We start from the raw sequence: 15,588 nt of genomic DNA, 5'->3' as shown, positions 1-15,588 counted from the left end.
CAGCTCCTTCCTGATCTTGTTGTTGCGCGGCAGTGCGCGTTCGCCCGTGCCGCGCCCGGCAATGCCGGCCTTATTGTCCCGCGTAACTGAACTTGCCGTTGCGGATCACGCCCATCACGCGCGAGCGCTGATCGAAGCCTTGGTGGTCGCGCGGGCTCAGGTTCAGCACGCCGTTCGGCACGGTCAGATTGGCGGTGGTTTCCAGCGCGTTGCGCATCGCCGCGCGAAACTCTTTGGTGCCCGGTTGCGCGCCGGTCTTCAGCGCGCGTCGTGCGGCGTCATCCAGCAGTTGCCACGCGCCCCAGGCATCGCCGGCAAATTGCGTGATCGAATCCGCGCCGTACTTGGCCTCGTAGCGGGTCACGAAGTCGAGCGCGACCTTCTTGACCGGATGGGTGTCGGGCAACTGGCGAGCGACCACCACCGGGCCGGTCGGAAACAGCGTCCCTTCGACGTCCTTGCCGCCCATGCGCAGAAATTCGCCGGTGGCGATGCCGTGTGTCTGATAGACCTTGCCCTTGTAGCCGCGCTCGCCCAGCGTCTTCTGCGGCAGCACCGACGGCGTGCCGGCGCCGGCGATCAGAATCGCGTCGGGGTTGGCCGCCATCAGCTTCAGTACCTGGCCGGTGACCGAGGTGTCGTTGCGCGAGAAGCGCTCGCTGGCGACCACGCGGATCTTGCGGACCTCGGCCAGCTTGGAGAACTCTCGCCACCAGCTCTCGCCGTAGGCGTCGTTGAAGCCGATGAAGCCGACCGACCGCACGCCGTGATTGCTCATGTGCTCGGTCAGCACGGTCGCCATCTGCGAGTCGTTCTGCGGCATCTTGAAGGCCCAGCGGCGCTTGGGGTCGGTCTGCGGCTCGACGATCGCGGCCGAGGCGGCCAGCGCAACCATCGGGGTCTCGCCTTCCGATACCGCGTCGAGCGCGGCCAGCGCGGTGGGCGTGATGTTCGGGCCGACGATCACGTCGACCTTTTCCTCGGAGATCAGCTTGCGGACGTTGCGCACCGCGGCGGACGGGTCCGAGCCGTCGTCGAGCAGGATGTACTCGGCCTTCTGGCCGCCGAGCGTCGCCGGCCACATCAGGATCGTGTTCTTGGACGGAATGCCGATCGACGCGGCGGGGCCGGTGGTCGACACGTCGATGCCGACGCGGATGTCGGCGTGGGCGGCACCGGAGCACAGCGCGCCGGCGGCGGCAAGCGCCAGCGCGGCAAAGCGCAGCGAACGTCGCAGGCGGGGCAGGGTGGATCGTGGCATTGGGGTCTCCTCCTTCGGCTTGTTGGCTTCTCTCTCGCGTCTGCTTCTATTGAGTACGGAGTCAACCTGGCCGGGCGGCGGCCTTCGGCGCGAGCCGCCACAGCGAGGTCGTCTCCGCCGCGCGGGCCGCGTGCAGCGGATCGTCGGCATCGGCGGCACGGGGATGGCGCGGCTTGATGTCGATGCGGCCCAGCACCTGCAGGCCCGCGGCGTCGATCATGCCGAGCAGCGCCTCGCGCGTGCGCAGGCCCAGATGTTCGGCCAGGTCCGACAGGATCAGCCAGCCTTCGCCGTCGTCGGTCAGATGCGCGGCCAGGCCGGCCAGAAAGCCGCGCAGCATGCGGCTGTCGGGATCGTAGATCGCGTGCTCGATCGGCGCATTGGCGCGTGCCGGCACCCACGGCGGATTGCAGACCACCAGCGGCGCGCGGCCGGACGGAAACAGGTCCGCCTGCACGATCTCGACCTGTCTGGTCAGCCCCAGCCGGGCGATATTGTCGGCGGCGCAGCCCAGCGCGCGCGGGTCCTGGTCGGTGGCGACGACGCGGGCGATGCCGCGCCGGGCCAGCATCGCGGCCAGCACGCCGGTACCGGTGCCGATATCGAAGGCCAGCGATTCGCGCGCCAGCGCCTTGGGCAAGGGCGCCTGGCCGACCAGGTCGACATACTCGCCGCGCACCGGCGAGAACACGCCATACCAGGGATGGATGCGGTGGCCCAGCGCCGGCACCGGCACGCCCTTCTTGCGCCACTCGTGCGCGCCGATCAGGCCGAGCAGTTCACGCATCGAGGCGATATAAGGCTGGTCGGCCGGGCCATAGGCCTCGCTGCAGGCCTCGCGCACGTCCGGCGCGCGGCGCAGCGGCACGGTGTGATCGGCCTCGAACGGCAGCAGCAGCATGCCGAGCGTGCGGGCGCGCTGCGCCTGGGCCTGGCGATGCAGATGGAAGGCTTCGGCCGGGGTGGCCGGCGCGGGTTTGGCCTTGGCCTGGCGCTGCGCCCGGCGCGGCTTGCGCTCGACCCGGCGCGCCATCGCCTGCAGCAGCTGGCGCGCATTCTGGAAGTCGCCGCGCCACAGCAGGGCGGTGCCCTCGCAGGCGAGCCGGTAGGCGGTATCGGCGTCGGTGCGGTCGTCGGCGATCACCACGCGCCGCGGCGGCGGCATGCCGGCCTCGGAGCGCCAGCGCGCGCGATGCGGCACGCCTTCCTCGGTCCACTCGATGGTGGGCTCGGCGTCCGGCCGTTGCTCGGGTTGGTGTGCGCTCACAGTTCGTAGGCCTCGTGGTCGCCCGACATCGCCTGCTCGACCAGCTTGCGGTTCAGCGTCGGCGAAAACAGTTCGATGAAGGTATAGACGAAGCTGCGCAGGTAGGCGCCCTGCTTGACGGCCAGGTGCGTCACATTGGTGCCGAACAGGTGGCCGGCCGGAATGCCGCGCAGATTGCGGTCCCGCTCGGGATCGAAGGCCACGCCGGCGACGATGCCGATGCCGAGCCCGATCTCGACATAGGTCTTGATCACGTCGGCGTCGATCGCCTCCAGCACGATGTCCGGCTGCAGGTGGCGCAGCTCGAACGCCTTGTCGATCTTGGGGCGGCCGGCGAAGTTCGGGTCGTAGGTGACGATCGGATAGCCGATCAGGTCCTCCAGCGACAGATGCGGCTTGTCCAGCAGCGGGTGGTCCGGCGGCGTCACGATCGTGTGCTGCCATTGGTAACCGGGCAGCGACACCAGGTTCTTGTCGCCCGAAATGCCTTCCGTGGCGATGCCCAGGTCGGCCTGGTCGTGCAGCACCATGTCGGCGATCTGAGCCGGGTTGCCCTGCTGGATCGACAGCCGCACCTTCGGGTAGCGCTTGGTGAACTCGCCGATGACCCGCGGCAGCGCGTAGCGGGCCTGGGTGTGGGTGGTGGCGATCGTGAAGTTGCCCTGGTCCTGGGCGGCGTAGTCCTTGCCGACCCGCTTCAGGCTCTCGACCTCCTGCAGGATCTTCTCGACCGAGGTCAGGATGCGGCGGCCCGGCTCGGTCAGGCTGCGAATGCGCTTGCCGTGCCGGGTGAAGATATCGACGCCCAGCTCTTCCTCGAGCTCGATGATCGCCTTGGAGACCCCTGGTTGTGACGTATAAAGCGCTTTAGCGGCTTCTGTCAGATTGAAATTCTGGCGGACGGCCTCACGCACGAAGCGGAATTGGTGCAAGTTCATATATCGTCGTCCGTATAAACAAACAACTTCTTATTAGTTTGAGATATGAGGCGAGTTTATTACGATTTGCGAACTTTGTTAAACGGCTAGTCCCCGTGCGCCCGGCGTTACAAGGCCGGCGCGGCCCGGCGGGGACCCACTTCGGTGCGCCCCCATGTCCCTGGCCTTTACCGTTTCCGGTCTGTTGGTAGGCGTCCTCGTCGGTTTGACCGGCGTGGGTGGGGGCTCGCTGATGACGCCGCTGCTGACCCTGCTGTTCGGCTTTTCGCCGGCCACCGCGGTCGGCACCGACCTGGCCTTCGCCGCCATCACCAAGGGCTTCGGCACGCTGGCGCACCGCGCCCACGGTCATATTCAGTGGCACGTCGTGCGGCGCCTGTGCCTCGGCAGCCTGCCGGCCGCGCTGGCCGCCATTCTCGTGCTCAAGAGCGCCGGCGAACTCGATGCCGGCTGGCTGCACGCGATCCGTCTGTCGATCGGCATCTCGGTGATCCTGACCGTGCTGTCGCTGCTGTTCCGCCGCCAGCTGCTCGAATGGCTGTCCCGCAACCCCCGTTTTCAACTGGAAGGCCGCGCGCAGGCGGTGGCCACGGTCATCGTCGGCGTGGTGATCGGCGTGCTGGTCACGGTGTCGTCGATCGGCGCCGGCGCGGTCGGCGCGACGCTGATCCTGCTGCTGTATCCGCGCATGAAGCCGGCCGAGGTGGCCGGCACCGATATCGCCTACGCGGTGCCGCTGACCGCGCTGGCAGGCCTGGGCCACGTGTGGCTCGGCACCGTCGACTGGAACCTGCTGCTGGCGCTGCTGGTGGGCTCGATCCCGGGCATCTGGCTGGGCGCGCAACTGTCGCGGGCGCTGCCCGAGCGGCTGGTGCGCGGCGCGCTGGCCACCACGCTGACGCTGGTGGCGATCAAGCTGGTTTCCTAGCGCCGGTGCCACTGCCCCGCGCGTCCCTACAAACGAACACGAACGCATACTGAACGGACCCACACCATGTATCAGTACGATCAATACGACCAGCGCATCGTTGCCGAGCGCGTCGCGCAGTTCCGTGACCAGGTGCGTCGCCGCCTGTCGGGCGAGCTGACCGAGGAAGAATTCCTGCCGCTGCGCCTGCAGAACGGCCTCTACATGCAACGCCACGCCTACATGCTGCGCGTGGCGATTCCCTATGGCCTGCTGGCGTCGAAGCAGCTGCGCATGCTGGCGCATCTGGCGCGCCACTACGACCGCGGCTACGGCCACTTCTCGACGCGCCAGAACATCCAGTACAACTGGATGGAGCTCGAGCGCGTGCCCGATGCACTGGCCGACCTGGCCTCGGTCGAGATGCATGCGATCCAGACCTCGGGCAACTGCGTGCGCAACATCACCACCGACCACTTCGCCGGCGTCGCGCCGGACGAGGCGGTGGACCCGCGCCCGCTGGCCGAGCTGCTGCGCCAGTGGAGCACCTTCCAGCCCGAATTCGCCTTCCTGCCGCGCAAGTTCAAGATCGCGATCTCGGCATCGAAGGACGACCGCGCCGTGGTGCAGATGCACGACATCGGCGTCTACGCCTACCGCAACGCCGCGGGCGAGCTGCGCCTGAACATCCTGGCCGGCGGCGGCCTGGGCCGCACGCCGATCCTGGGCGCGATCATCAAGCACGACCTGCCGTGGCAGCACATGCTGACCTATATCGAGTCGGCGATCCGCGTCTACAACCGCTATGGCCGCCGCGACAACAAGTACAAGGCGCGCATCAAGATCCTGGTCAAGTCGCTGGGCGTGGAGAAGTTCGCCGAGGAAGTCGAGGCCGAATGGCAGCACAGCAAGGACGGCCCCGGCACGTTGACGCAGGCCGAGTTCGACCGCGTCGCGCAGCATTTCGCGCCGCCGGCCTATGACAGGCTGCCCGACACCGACACCAGCTTCGAGAAGCATCTGCTCGAGGACAAGGCCTTCGCCCGTTGGGTCCGCCGCAACGTGCACGGCCACAAGGTGCCCGGCTATGCCGCGGTGACGCTGTCGACCAAGCCCGGCGTGGCCGCGCCCCCGGGCGACGTGACCGCCGAGCAGATGGAGCTGGTGGCCGACTGGGCCGACCGCTACGGCTATGGCGAGCTGCGCGTCGCGCACGAACAGAACCTGGTGCTGCCGGACGTCCGCAAGCGCGACCTGTACGAACTGTGGCAGCTGGCCAAGGCCAATGGACTGGCCACGCCGAACATCGGCTTGCTGACCGACATCATCGCGTGCCCCGGCGGCGATTTCTGCTCGCTGGCCAATGCCAAGTCGATCCCGATCGCGCAGGCGATCCAGCAGCGCTTCGACGATCTGGATTTCGTGCACGACCTCGGCGAGGTCTCGCTGAACATCTCGGGCTGCATCAACGCCTGCGGCCACCACCACGTCGGCAACATCGGCGTGCTTGGCGTCGACAAGGACGGCGAGGAGTGGTACCAGGTCACGCTCGGCGGCGCGCAGGGCAACCAGACCGCGCTGGGCAAGGTGATCGGCCCCTCGTTCAAGGCCGACGAAATGCCGGACGTGGTCAGCCGCATCATCGAGACCTTCGTCGAGCACCGCATCGAGGACGAACGCTTCATCGACACCTTCGCCCGCATCGGCGTCGCGCCGTTCAAGGAGCGCGTCTACGCGAACAAGCAGCGCGAACGCGCCGAAGCTTGAGCCGCACGGCAACGACGAACGCAAACGCATCGAGAACGAATATGGCAAAGATCATCCAACTGCAACGCGCCGACGGCGGCCAGGCCGCCGTGCCGGCGATCGTCGGCGACGCGTGGACCGTGCTGCGCGGTGCCGAGGGCCAGGCCCCGACCGACGAACAGATCGCCGCGGCGGCCGCGAGCCAAGACGCGGTGCTGTTTCCGCTGCCGGTCTGGCTGGCGCACAAGGACGGCCTGCTGGCCGGCCGCGACGCGGCCAACACCGGCATCTGGCTGGCGCCGGACGACGAGCCGGGCGATGTCGCCGGCGAACTGCAGCGCGTGTCGCTGCTGGCGGTCGACTTCCCGGTGTTCCGCGACGGCCGCGGCTTTTCCACCGCCTATCTGCTGCGCACGCGCTACGGCTGGAAGGGCCAGCTGCGCGCGATCGGCGACGTGCTGCGCGACCAGCTGAATTTCATGAAGCGCTGCGGCTTCGACGCCTTCGCCGTGCGCGCCGACAAGAACATCGAGGACGCGCTCAAGGGCTTCAGCGAATTCACCGTGACCTACCAGGCCTCGGTGGACGAGCCGCTGCCCCTGTTCCGCCGCGCGCGCGCCGAACAGCGGGAATCGGCATGAGCGCGATTCCGATCGTCGAACTGCCGGCGACCGCGTCGGAGATTGCGTCGGAAATTCCCGCCGCATCGCCGCTGCGCCCGTCGCTGTGGACGGCGCCGGAATACACCGGCACCGCCGCGGCGCTCGAGGCCAAGGAGGCCGCGCTGGCCGAACGGCTCGAAGCGATCGCGAGCCGCTTCTACCGCGCGCGCTTTGCCTCGAGCCTGGCCGCCGAGGACATGGTGATCACCGACGCGATCCTGCGCGGCTCGGCCGCGCTGCGCGCCGGCATCCGCGTGTTCACGCTGGCGACCGGCCGCCTGCACGCCGAGACGCTCGCGATGCTCGACGAGGTCAAGGCGCACTACGGCTACGAGATCGAGCGCTTTACGCCTGACGCCGAGGCGATCGAGAACTATGTGCGCAAGCACGGCCTGAACGCGTTCTACGACAGCGTCGAGCTGCGCAAGGAATGCTGCGGCATCCGCAAGGTCGAGCCGCTGAATCGTGCGCTGTCGCATGCGGATGCGTGGCTGACCGGCCAGCGCCGCGAGCAGGCCGTCACGCGTGCCGACCTGCCGTTCGAGGAAATGGACGAGGCGCGCGGCATTCCGAAGTTCAATCCGCTCGCGGACTGGACCGAGGCCGAAGTGTGGGCCTATCTGAAGCGGCATGCGGTGCCGGTCAACGCGCTGCATGCCAAGGGATATCCCAGCATCGGCTGCGAACCGTGTACGCGTGCCGTGCGCGCCGGCGAGGACGTGCGCGCCGGCCGCTGGTGGTGGGAAAGCCGCGACTCGAAAGAGTGCGGTCTGCACGAACAGAACATCAAGCATTGAGGCCACAGATGGGCATCATGAACGAACTCCAGGCCGGCGCCGCGGCCACGCGCGACGGCAACCCCGACATCGCGCACCTGATCGAGGTGCAGAACGACCACCTGGACCGGCTCGAGGCCGAGTCGATCTACATCATCCGCGAGGTCGCCGCCGAGTGCCGCAGCCCGGCGCTGCTGTTCTCGGGCGGCAAGGACTCGATCGTGATGCTGCACCTGGCGCTGAAGGCGTTCCGGCTGGGCAATCGCAAGATCGAGCTGCCGTTTCCGCTGGTGCATATCGACACGGGCCACAACTATCCCGAGGTGATCGCGTTCCGCGACCAGCGTGTGGCCGAGATCGGCGCGCGGCTGGTGGTCGGCCACGTCGAGGATTCGATCAAGCGCGGCACCGTGCGGCTGCGCAAGGAAACCGATTCGCGCAACGCGGCCCAGGCGGTCACGCTGCTGGAAACGATCGAGCAGCACCAGTTCGACGCGCTGATGGGCGGCGCCCGCCGCGACGAGGAAAAGGCGCGCGCCAAGGAACGGATCTTCTCGTTCCGCGACGAGTTCGGCCAATGGGATCCGAAGGCGCAGCGTCCCGAGCTGTGGAGCCTGTACAACGCCCGCATGGCGCCGGGCGAGCAGATGCGCGTGTTCCCGATCTCGAACTGGACCGAGCTCGACGTGTGGCAATACATCGCGCGCGAGAATCTGGCGCTGCCGCCGATCTACTACGCGCACCAGCGCGAGGTGGTCCGCCGCAACGGCCTGCTGGTGCCGGTGACGCCGATCACGCCGAAGCAGGACGGCGACGTCAGCGAGGTGCTGTCGGTGCGCTTCCGCACGGTCGGCGACATCAGCTGCACCTGCCCGGTGGCCAGCACCGCCGCGACGCCGGTCGAGATCATCGCCGAGACCGCGGTCACCGAGATCACCGAGCGCGGCGCCACGCGCATGGACGACCAGACCAGCGAGGCGTCGATGGAGCGCCGCAAGAAGGAAGGCTACTTCTGAGGCTGGATTTCTGCGCAACGCGCGACGCACCGACACAGGATTTGCATCATGACTACCCAAGCCGCCCATCAGGGCCTTCTGCGATTCATCACCGCCGGTTCGGTCGACGACGGCAAGAGCACGCTGATCGGCCGCCTGCTGTATGACAGCAAGGCGGTGCTGTCGGACCAGCTGACCGCGCTGGCCAATGCCAAGAACAAGCGCACCGCCGGCGAGCAGATCGACTTCTCGCTGCTGACCGACGGCCTCGAGGCCGAGCGCGAGCAGGGCATCACGATCGACGTGGCCTACCGCTATTTCTCGACCGCACGCCGCAAGTTCATCATCGCCGATACGCCGGGCCATGAGCAGTACACGCGCAACATGGTCACCGGCGCATCGACCGCGCACGCCGCGATCGTGCTGATCGATGCCACCCGCGTGACCGTGGCCGATGGCCGCGCGCAGCTGCTGGCGCAGACCAAGCGCCATACCGCGATCGTCAAGCTGCTCGAGCTGCAGCACGTGATCGTCGCCGTCAACAAGATGGACCTGGTCGACTACAGCGAACAGCGCTTCAACGAGATCCGCACCGCCTATGCCGAGCTGGCGAGCCAGCTGGGCCTGAAGGACGTGCGCTATGTGCCGGTGTCGGCGCTGCGCGGCGACAACATCGTGCACGCCAGCGAGGCGATGCCCTGGTATCAGGGCGAGCCGCTGCTGCCGCTGCTCGAGGCGCTGCCGGTCGAGGAGGTCGCGCCGCAGGGCGAGGCCGCGCTGCGCTTCCCGGTGCAGCTGGTGATCCGCCAGGACGGTGCGCAGTCGGACGATTTCCGCGGCTATGCCGGCCGCGTCGAGGCCGGCACGGTGCGCGTGGGCCAGACCGTACGCGTGCTGCCGGCCAACCGCGAGGCGGTGGTCGCCGAGGTGCTGACGCCGAACGGTGCCGCCGAAGAGGCGAGCGCCGGCGAGACCATCACGATCCGGCTGGCCGAAGACGTCGATGTATCGCGCGGTGACATGTTCGTCGCTGCAGCGGCCGCGGAAAGCCAGCAGGCGCTGCCGGCGAAGAAGTTGCAGGCCGACCTGTGCTGGTTCGACGATGCGGCGCTGAACACCGCGCGCAAATACGTGCTGAAGCACACCACCGCCAGCGTGTTCGCGCGCGTGTCCGCGGTGGACCGCGTGCTTGACGTGCATACGCTGTCGCACGAGACCGGCCGTCACGACATCCGCCTGAACGACATCGGCTCGGTGCAGATCACGCTGCAGAAGCCGGTGGTCTGCGACGTCTACAGCGACAACCCCGCCACCGGCGCGTTCGTGCTGATCGACGAGGCGACCAATCACACGGTTGCCGCGGGCATGATCCGTGCATATTCCTGAGATCGAAGCGATCGAAGTCGATCCAGGAATCACGAGGAGCAGCAACATGGGCAAGGTCTACCTGATTGGCGCCGGACCCGGCGCGGCGGACCTCATTACGGTGCGTGGTGCACGACTATTGGGCGAAGCCGACGTGGTGCTGCACGATGCGCTGGTGTCGCCCGAGATGCTGGCCTGGTGCCCGCAGGCCAGGCTGGTCGAAGTGGGCAAGCGCTGCGGCAAGCGCTCCACCGCGCAGCTGTTCATCAACCGGCAGATCGTCGACCTGGCGCGCAAGCACGAGCGCGTGGTGCGCCTGAAGGGGGGCGATCCGATGCTGTTCGGCCGTGCCGACGAGGAATTGCAGGCGCTGGAAGAGGCGGGCATCGATTACGAGATCGTGCCGGGCATCACCGCCGCGCTGGCCGCCGCCTCGGCGATCGCGCGTCCGCTGACCAAGCGCGGCGTGTCGCGCAGCGTCGCGTTTGCCACGCAGGCGAAGGCGCCTGACACCATCGACGTGGAGGCCGACGTCAAGGCCGATACGCTGGTCTACTACATGGGCCGCGACCAGGCCGCGGCCATCGCCGCGCAGCTGATCGCGCATGGCAAGCCCGCCTCGACGCCCGCCTGGGTTGTCGAGGCCGCCTCGACCCCGCACCAGCGCAGCCGCCAGTTCACGCTGCGGCAGATGGCCGCTGGAGAAGCCGCGGCGTGGATCGATCCGCAGCATCCGAGCTTGCTGATGATTGGCGAGGCGTTGGGCGGGCGGGCGAGTGGTGTGGTCGAACACCCTCTGCAGGAATCCGCGCGGCATCCTCGGGCGGCTTGAGTCCGCACGCAGCAGTCGCGCCGCGGCATATAGCTCCCCGCTCTGGTTTGTTCCCCTCTCCCGCACGGCGGGAGAGGGGAGCAAACATTCAGCGTGCTCCCGCTGCTCCTTCCCTCGTAATCTCCACCGTCTCCCGATAAACGATCCGGGCCATCTGGCCTGGCCGCAGCCCGGCCACGTCGATCGAGATGTCGTCGGCGCGTGCCGCGTGCTCCGCGTTGCGCGGGCCGCGGAACGTCACCGTGCGGCCGATCGGGTCGACCGCGACGATTTCGGCGGTGGCCGTGGTCGTGATCTCGCGCACCACGCCGGGCCGGCCGTCGTCGAGACGGCGCGACAGCCGGTCGACCGATTCCGCGGTCGCGACATTGCGGCTCGGCAGCGGCTCCAGCTTCGTGATCCGCGCCGGGCCGCGCGTGACCGCCAGACGGTCGCCCGCATTGACCGTACCGAAATGGCGCGCCTCGTCACCGGTCATCAATTCGGTCAACTGACCCTGCGGCCCTCGCACCAGCACCGCGTTCGTGGCATCGATGCGGACGACCTCCGCCGCGGTGGTGGCAGGCGCCGTCTGCGCGTTCGCGCCGCCGACGGAGCCGGCCGTCAACACCCAGGCCATCGCGCCGGCCAGCGCCAGCGCGCGCGCCCCGCGTCGTATCGTGCTGTCTCGATCGTTTCGCATCGGCGCCTCCACAATGGTTTATCGCGTGATCACTCGTCCGGCAGGATGCTGCCCTGCGCGCCGCCGGGCGCTGCCAGCCCGAAGTGCCGGTAGGCGGCGGGGGTCGCCACGCGTCCGCGCGGCGTGCGTTGCAGATAGCCCTGCTGGATCAGAAACGGTTCGAGCACGTCCTCGATGGTGTCGCGCTCCTCGCCGATCGCCGCGGCCAGATTGTCGACGCCGACCGGCCCGCCGCTGAACTTGTGCAGGATGGCCTCGAGCAGCTTGCGGTCCATCAGGTCGAAGCCGACGCGGTCCACGTCCAGCATCGCCAGCGCGGCATCGGCCATCTCGCGCGTAATGCTGCCGTCGCCCTTGACCTCGGCATAGTCGCGCACGCGCCGCAGCAGGCGGTTGGCGATACGCGGAGTGCCGCGCGAGCGGCGCGCGATCTCGAGCGCGCCGGTCGGATCGATGCGCGCGTGCAGCAGCTGCGCCGAGCGCGTGACGATCCGGGCCAGCTCGTCGGCGGTATAGAACTCGAGCCGCGCGACGATGCCGAAGCGGTCGCGCAGCGGATTGGTCAGCATGCCGGCGCGCGTGGTGGCGCCGACCAGCGTGAACGGCTGCAGATCGAGCTTGACCGAGCGCGCGGCCGGGCCTTCGCCGATCATGATGTCGATCTGGTAGTCCTCGAGCGCCGGGTACAGGATTTCCTCGACGACCGGCGACAGCCGGTGGATCTCGTCGATGAACAGCACGTCGTTGGCTTCGAGGTTGGTCAGCAGCGCCGCAAGATCGCCGGGGCGCTCGAGCACCGGGCCCGAGGTCTGGCGCAGATTGACGCCCATCTCGCGCGCGATGATATGGGCCAGCGTGGTCTTGCCCAGGCCGGGCGGGCCAAACAGCAGCACGTGGTCGAGCGCTTCGCGGCGATTGCGGGCCGCGTGCATGAAGATGTCGAGCTGGTCGCGCACCTTCTGCTGGCCGACATAGTCGTCGAGCAGCTTGGGCCGCAGCGCGCGCTCGAAGGCCTCCTCGCTGCTGGACGCGGGCGTGGCGGCAATCAGGCGGTCGCCGCTGTCGGCAGGGCGGCTCGGGGCGAACTTGTCGGTCTGGATCATGGCGCGGAGGCGGGAAAACTGGCTCGATTGTAGCCCACGGCACCGTCGGCGCCGTCCGCCGTCTCAGCGAGCACGAGCCGCTTACCGGCTCGTACGCAGGCCCGTACACCGGCCTGCACGCACGTGCCCGTGCCCCTCGCGGCCTCAGCCCTTCGACAACGCCTTCAGCGCGAGCTTGATCCCTTCGGAGACGCCGGTGCCGGCCGGCACCTGCCTGGTCGCCGCGGCGGCCTCCTTGTCGGAATAGCCGAGCGCCAACAGCGCGTTCAGGATATCGGCGGCGCTGTCGTGCGAGGCCGCCGCGCCGCCGGCATGGCCCAGTTCGGCGCCGAGCTTGCCCTTCAGTTCGAGCAGCAGCCGTTCGGCGGTCTTCTTGCCGATGCCCGGAATGCGGGTCAGCCGGCCCGCCTCCTGCAGCGTGATGGCCTGCGCCAGTTCGGCCACCGACATGCCCGACAGCACCGCCAGCGCCATGCGCGCGCCGATGCCGCTGATCTTGATCAGCTCGCGGAAGGTATTGCGCTCCTCCGCGCTGCCGAAGCCGTACAGCAGATGCGCGTCCTCGCGGACGATCAGCTGCGTCAGCAGCGTGACCGGCTGGCCGACCGCCGGCAGGTTGTAGAAGGTGCTCATCGGCACGTCGACCTCATAACCGACGCCGTGGCAGTCGACCAGCAGATGCGGGGGATTCTTCTCGATGAGGGTGCCGGCGATGCGTCCGATCATGGTGCTTGCGGGATTGGCTGCCGGGCGCTGCCGCGCGCCGGCATGGGTCGGTCTGAAAGGGCGCCAGTGTAGCGCAGCGAGGCTGGGTGTCCGCGCGTCTAGGGCGTGTCCACCGCGCGGCGTCCGAGCGCGGGATCGTCGGTGAAGAAGCCGTCCACGCCGGCGTCGATCAGCGCGCGCGCCTCGCGGATCATGCCGGCCGGATGCCGTGCCGCATCGCCGCCGGGGCCGCGCAGGCTCTTGGGCAGGAAGGCGTTCTCCGGCCGCAGCGTGTACGGATGCACGACCAGGCCCGCCGCGTGCGCGTCGCGCACCAGCGCGGTCGGCGCGGCAAGCCCGCCGGCGCTGTCGCGCGGCAGCACGTGCGTGCGCTCGGGGCCGATGCCGTCGGCGTACGTGGCCACCTCGCGCAGTCCGAGCGGCTTGACCATGTCCGCATAGCGGCGCGTATCGCCGGACAGCCGCCAGTCGGCCGGCGCCTTCGATCCGCTGCCGATCAGCTGCACCAGTTTGACGTTGGGCATCGACTTGCCGAGCCGCTGGCGCAGCGCGCGCAGATTGGCCGTCTCGAACGATTGCAGATAGACCGGCGCATGGCGCGTATGGGCGTTGGCACGCAGCGCGTCGACCAGCTTCTCTTCGATCGGCAGGCCGATGCCGCGGAAGTAGCTCGGATGCTTGGTCTCGATATAGAGGCCGATGGTCCGGCCGCTGCGGCGCGAGGCATTGGCGGCCAGCGCGATGATCTCGTCCAGCGTCGGGATCTCGAACTTGTCGTCGTACTGCGTATTGGCCGGACGCAGCTTCGGAATGCGCTCGCGCGCGCGCAGCGTCTTGAGCTCGGCCAGCGTGAAGTCCTCGGTGAACCAGCCCTCCAGCCGCTCGCCGTCGATCACCTTGATGCGCTTGCGCTCGGCGAACTGCGGCAGCGTGGCGACGTTGGTGGTGCCGCCGATCTCGTTCTCGTGGCGGGCCACCAGCACGCCGTCGCGCGTGACGACCAGATCGGGTTCGATCAGATCGGCGCCGTCCTCGATCGCCTTGGTGTACGCCGCCAGCGTATGTTCGGGCCGCAGCGCGCTGGCGCCGCGATGGCCGATTACCAGCGGCCTGGGTCGCGGCGGGGCCGGTTCGGCTTGCGGCGGTTCGGCGGCGGGCGCGGCGGGAGGTACGGGTTGGGTGGCACAGCCCGCGAGCAGGGTGGCCAGCATCGCCGCCGACATCGCGGCGTGGAGCCGGGCGGCGGGCTGCCAGGCAAGACGGGGGAACAGGCTGGGACGGGACATGCGGCCTCCTCGAGCGCGAGATCAGGCCGATTGTAAGTGAGGCGGGCGTCGCCCGGGACAGCGTTCGCGATGGGAGGGGCAGCGGGTGCTAGCCGGCCAGTGCCAGCTGAGCAAGGCCAGTCGACCAGTGCTAGCTGACCAGTGCTAGCCGAGGAGTGCTAGCCGACCAGCCGGCCCCGCCGGACCCGCACGCCCTTGCGCGCCAGTTCGGGGGCGAGGCCGCTCAGCGTCGCCAGCGTATCGCCGCCGTTCGCATGGCAGATCGCCACGCCGAGCGCGTCGGCCGCGTCGGAGCTGGGATGGCCCGGCAGCGCCAGCAGCCGCGCCACCATCTCCTGCACCTGCGCCTTGTTGGCGCGGCCATAGCCGACCACCGCCACCTTCAACTGCAGCGCGGTGTATTCGAACACCGGCAGGCCGTAGCCCACCAGCCCGCAGATCGCCGCGCCACGGGCCTGTCCGAGCAGCAGCGTCGATTGCGGATTGACGTTGACGAACACCTTCTCGATCGCCGCGCAATCGGGCGCATAGGTTCGCGTGACCTCGGCAATGCCGTCATACAGCGTCTTCAGACGCTCGGGCAGGCTGCCGTTGCCATCGCTCTTGATGGTGCCCGAGGCGACGTAGGCGAGCTTGTTGCCGTGCTTTTCGACCACGCCGAAGCCGGTGGTACGAAGGCCGGGGTCGATGCCGAGGATGCGCATTGAGCTAGGAGAGGTGGCGATGGGGTAGTGTAGGTGGATTTGGTGGCGGGCGCTGCGCGATTGTCGTCGCGCATGGCGCGGGGGTATCGGAGTATCGACCGATGTTACCCTTTCCCGAGCCCTTTCCGATCCCTTCTTCGGCCATGCAGGACCGGGAGTCGAGGCGGGCCACCGAGCGCGCTACCGAAGCATCGGAGGCCCGGGGCATTCTCCCTCTCCCGCTTGCGGGGGAGGGCAGGGGAGAGGACAGCCGGTGCTCGCCGAACTGCGCGTTCGTACCGCTCATTCGATCTGCTCGCCCGGCTGCGAGCGGCGCGTTGCCGCTCGGTCCCCTTGGT

15 protein-coding genes are annotated in these 15,588 nt (G+C 68.6%); 7 read left to right on the top strand and 8 right to left on the bottom strand.

The window, feature by feature from the left end; translation table 11 throughout:
• Positions 1-70: 70 nt before the first annotated feature.
• The 3 genes from FOB47_RS21635 to FOB47_RS21625 all read right to left on the bottom strand — a co-directional run bounded on the left by FOB47_RS21635 (position 71) and on the right by FOB47_RS21625 (position 3,466).
• Positions 71-1,261, bottom strand: a complete 1,191-nt coding sequence (locus FOB47_RS21635; protein ID WP_244959358.1) for an ABC transporter substrate-binding protein — start codon at positions 1,259-1,261, stop codon at positions 71-73.
• 61 nt (positions 1,262-1,322) lie between these two features.
• Positions 1,323-2,528 (bottom strand): methyltransferase, encoded by a 1,206-nt coding sequence (locus FOB47_RS21630; protein WP_244959357.1) that lies wholly within the window; start codon positions 2,526-2,528, stop codon positions 1,323-1,325.
• Entirely contained in the window at positions 2,525-3,466 is a 942-nt protein-coding gene (locus FOB47_RS21625) for a CysB family HTH-type transcriptional regulator (RefSeq protein ID WP_006577802.1), read from the bottom strand. Before FOB47_RS21625 ends, FOB47_RS21630 begins: the two co-directional genes overlap by 4 nt.
• Positions 3,467-3,620: 154 nt before the next feature.
• Between FOB47_RS21625 and FOB47_RS21620 the strand changes: the two genes are divergently transcribed.
• From FOB47_RS21620 to cobA, 7 genes are all read left to right on the top strand, one after another.
• Positions 3,621-4,394 (top strand): sulfite exporter TauE/SafE family protein, encoded by a 774-nt coding sequence (locus tag FOB47_RS21620; RefSeq protein ID WP_174782095.1) that lies wholly within the window; start codon positions 3,621-3,623, stop codon positions 4,392-4,394.
• Between the two features lie 66 nt (positions 4,395-4,460).
• Positions 4,461-6,140: a nitrite/sulfite reductase gene (locus FOB47_RS21615; protein WP_174782094.1), complete on the top strand. Its 1,680-nt coding sequence runs from the start codon at positions 4,461-4,463 to the stop codon at positions 6,138-6,140.
• Positions 6,141-6,181: 41 nt separating this feature from the next.
• Positions 6,182-6,760 carry a DUF934 domain-containing protein gene (locus FOB47_RS21610; protein WP_174782093.1) on the top strand — a complete coding sequence of 193 codons (579 nt, stop codon included), beginning with the start codon at positions 6,182-6,184 and terminating at the stop codon, positions 6,758-6,760.
• Entirely contained in the window at positions 6,757-7,578 is an 822-nt protein-coding gene (locus tag FOB47_RS21605) for a phosphoadenylyl-sulfate reductase (protein WP_174782092.1), read from the top strand. The genes FOB47_RS21610 and FOB47_RS21605 overlap by 4 nt, the downstream gene beginning before the upstream one ends.
• An 8-nt stretch (positions 7,579-7,586) precedes the next feature.
• Positions 7,587-8,573, top strand: coding sequence for a sulfate adenylyltransferase subunit CysD (gene cysD, locus FOB47_RS21600; protein WP_174782091.1), 987 nt, complete (start codon positions 7,587-7,589; stop codon positions 8,571-8,573).
• Between the two features lie 48 nt (positions 8,574-8,621).
• Positions 8,622-9,938, top strand: a complete 1,317-nt coding sequence (locus FOB47_RS21595) for a sulfate adenylyltransferase subunit 1 (protein WP_053822394.1) — start codon at positions 8,622-8,624, stop codon at positions 9,936-9,938.
• A 46-nt stretch (positions 9,939-9,984) separates the two neighbouring features.
• Positions 9,985-10,749 (top strand): uroporphyrinogen-III C-methyltransferase, encoded by a 765-nt coding sequence (gene cobA, locus FOB47_RS21590; RefSeq protein WP_174782090.1) that lies wholly within the window; start codon positions 9,985-9,987, stop codon positions 10,747-10,749.
• Between the two features lie 88 nt (positions 10,750-10,837).
• Here the strand turns inward: cobA and FOB47_RS21585 are convergent, their stop codons facing one another.
• The 5 genes from FOB47_RS21585 to ruvC form a co-directional block, all read right to left on the bottom strand.
• Entirely contained in the window at positions 10,838-11,431 is a 594-nt protein-coding gene (locus FOB47_RS21585) for a hypothetical protein (RefSeq protein WP_174782089.1), read from the bottom strand.
• Between the two features lie 29 nt (positions 11,432-11,460).
• Entirely contained in the window at positions 11,461-12,534 is a 1,074-nt protein-coding gene (gene ruvB / locus FOB47_RS21580) for a Holliday junction branch migration DNA helicase RuvB (protein WP_174782088.1), read from the bottom strand.
• 144 nt (positions 12,535-12,678) lie between these two features.
• Positions 12,679-13,260 (bottom strand): Holliday junction branch migration protein RuvA, encoded by a 582-nt coding sequence (gene ruvA / locus FOB47_RS21575; protein ID WP_174782087.1) that lies wholly within the window; start codon positions 13,258-13,260, stop codon positions 12,679-12,681.
• Between the two features lie 98 nt (positions 13,261-13,358).
• Positions 13,359-14,483, bottom strand: a complete 1,125-nt coding sequence (locus tag FOB47_RS21570; protein ID WP_390884847.1) for a glycerophosphodiester phosphodiesterase — start codon at positions 14,481-14,483, stop codon at positions 13,359-13,361.
• A gap of 221 nt (positions 14,484-14,704) precedes the next feature.
• Positions 14,705-15,250: a crossover junction endodeoxyribonuclease RuvC gene (gene ruvC / locus FOB47_RS21565; protein ID WP_006578757.1), complete on the bottom strand. Its 546-nt coding sequence runs from the start codon at positions 15,248-15,250 to the stop codon at positions 14,705-14,707.
• Positions 15,251-15,588: the final 338 nt, after the last annotated feature.

The sequence above is a fragment of the Cupriavidus gilardii genome, assembly GCF_013347325.1.
GTDB lineage: Bacteria > Pseudomonadota > Gammaproteobacteria > Burkholderiales > Burkholderiaceae > Cupriavidus > Cupriavidus gilardii.
The sequence above is the reverse complement of the archived record's forward strand: the minus strand, read 5'-3'. Positions and strand labels throughout refer to the sequence as shown.